Source organism: Terriglobus sp. YAF25, assembly GCF_052113305.1.
Taxonomy (GTDB): Bacteria; Acidobacteriota; Terriglobia; order Terriglobales; family Acidobacteriaceae; genus Terriglobus.
In genome coordinates this window covers 1-2266 of sequence record NZ_JBFRCY010000730.1, presented here as the reverse complement: position 1 = coordinate 2266, position 2266 = coordinate 1, and the positions used below count along the sequence as shown (strand labels likewise).

The window sequence follows — 2266 nt, the reverse complement described above, 5'->3', positions numbered from 1 at the left end:
CCCATGAAAATCCTTGCGATGCAGTTCGTCCTGAATCGCTTTGGGAAATTTCCCCTCCAGGACAAACCGAACCGCCGCCTCGTTCGCCTGGGAATCGGAGCCGTTGATCAGCAGCGCAAATCCCTTCTCTCCTAAACTGTGAACCAGAGCCACATTCACATAATTAATGTCCTGGTTGGCAACATGGTGAGGAATATAGCGCGCTTCTTCCCCGGCGAGCGGATGGTGATTCACAAATGAGTAAGTGTGGGTCTCCGTGCTCTCGATGAATTGGAAGTTTGTCCGCGAGTCGAAAAGTGACATCCAGGGATTGCTTCGCCGGCTGCCGATCAGTACCACATTGCCATCACTTAGATCGCGCACATGCAGGTCCCGCGAATAGAGAAGATTCCCATGCATGCCGGCTTTCGATAAGGTCTCCATCCACTCCAGCCCGAGCCGCGTCTCGCTGAAGCTGGTCGTCTTTCTTATGCCAAGAAACATCAATGTATTTCGCAGTTGGGGATCGGCAACCTTGCTCACCTGGTTGCGAGGAAAATCGCTCTCGATGTATTCCAGCGGACCAATCTCCGTGTTAAGCATCTGCTGAATGATCATCAACGACACATCGGGAAGCACGACGGCCACGTTATTGCCCTGTTGCAACATCGGTAGCAGGATCGGCGGAACATTTTGTTGCGAACGCTCCCCGATATTCCACCGAATGCCCAATCCAATCGCCATTGCCAGAACTGCGGTTCCGAGAGAAGCCCAGACCAGGGGTAATCGGCTGACGCCGCCGAGGGGTGAAGGTACCACACCTGGAGGTTTCAGAAGGTCGTGAGTCGTCCCCTGAGGCTCGATAGATTCAGGATACTGAGTCRTGTGTTCCTCGGCGGGAGCGCCATTGTGATGCCGTACCGATTCGAAATGGGGAAGGTAACTTCCTTTCGGAATCTCGATAAGCATCGTTTCTTCTTTGCCTTCGTCAGCGAAATACTCCGCCAGCTTGCGGCGGAGATGGCTTACCTGAACCCGAACGATGTTGTCATAAGCAGGATCGAAATCCCCACGCCGGCCAAGTGCTTCGCGAGCGATATCATGCTCGCGCAACTGCTCTTCTGTTCCGAAAATCGCGAACTTTGAAACGTAGAGCAGAATCGCACGCAGCTGCGCTGCCCGCTGAAACCCTTTACTTCGGACAATCCGCTGAATCAGAAGCCAGCGCTCATCGTGTGCCAGAGTATCTTCCTGGGAGTGATTCTCGGTTGGGGGTAACGGCATATTTGCTGTCGGCATGTCGAAGATCCAAGGCGTATCGGTGAATTCTGAAGGCGTTGACGTTAACAGACGTTCTTTGACGGTTAATGCACTTGTCTGAGGGGTTGTCGCCGCCGATTCTTGCGAAAACCTATGTACTTGCTTGAGCGCAAACATTCCACCACGAAGACCGTATGGATGGCAATCGGTCTTAAGGTATTCCTGGTTTCACTTTGGCCCGTCCGCCGTAGGGGACGAAGCCTGGCTTTATTAGCCTTTCTAGTTATGCTGTCGTTCTGCCGGGTATGCGTTCCGCATACAGTCTCGCGGCCCGCAGACAGAGCTTGGTGGAAGGCGACACGGAGGCTAAGGGACGGCTCGAGCCGGCCGGTGCTTTTCGAGTTCAGGCAGGTGGATCGTCGTCTCATGGGAACGGTTCGGTTCGACTGGGGCGATCTACCGATCCATGACGGTCGAGAGGAAGGAGATCAAATCTCTTTCCAAGCCGGTACAACATTTCAGTTTTCTGGAGCCCGCACCGCAACCGGTTTTGAACTCTTGTTCACGGGTAGTCATGAGCCGGACCAGACTCTGCTCCTTTCGCGAGCGGATCAGCGCGATCTCAGGATTCCAGCGGATCGTCCTCCTCTACCCGCCATCCATGCCGTCAAGGCGCCTCCGGATTTTGCCATGAGACCCCCAATGGGATGGAACACTTGGAATTACTTTCACCAAAACGTGGGTGACGTGATCATCCGACAGGTCGCGGACGCAATCGCCTCCAACGGAATGCGGGAGGCGGGCTACTCTTACATCGTGATCGACGATGGCTGGCAAGGCCAGCGGGATGCGAACGGGCGCCTCCATCCAAACGAACGTTTCCCCGATATGAAGGGGCTCGCTGATTATGTCCACGCAAAAGGCCTGAAGCTTGGCATCTACTCTTCTCCCGGGCCACGGACCTGCGGAAAGCATGAAGGAAGTTATGGGCATGAAGTAGAGGATGCGAAAACCTTCGCAGTATGGG

At 54.6% G+C, this 2266-nt stretch carries 1 protein-coding gene and 1 pseudogene; one reads left to right on the top strand and one right to left on the bottom strand.

The genetic code is table 11. The features are described 5' to 3' along the window. The coding region (locus AB4043_RS22990) for a hypothetical protein (RefSeq protein ID WP_442308205.1) at positions 1-1416 on the bottom strand (1416 nt) is incomplete at its 3' end. Between the two features lie 525 nt (positions 1417-1941). Between AB4043_RS22990 and AB4043_RS22985 the strand changes: the two are divergent. Then, a pseudogene (locus AB4043_RS22985) lies at positions 1942-2266 on the top strand (glycoside hydrolase family 27 protein); the annotation flags it as partial.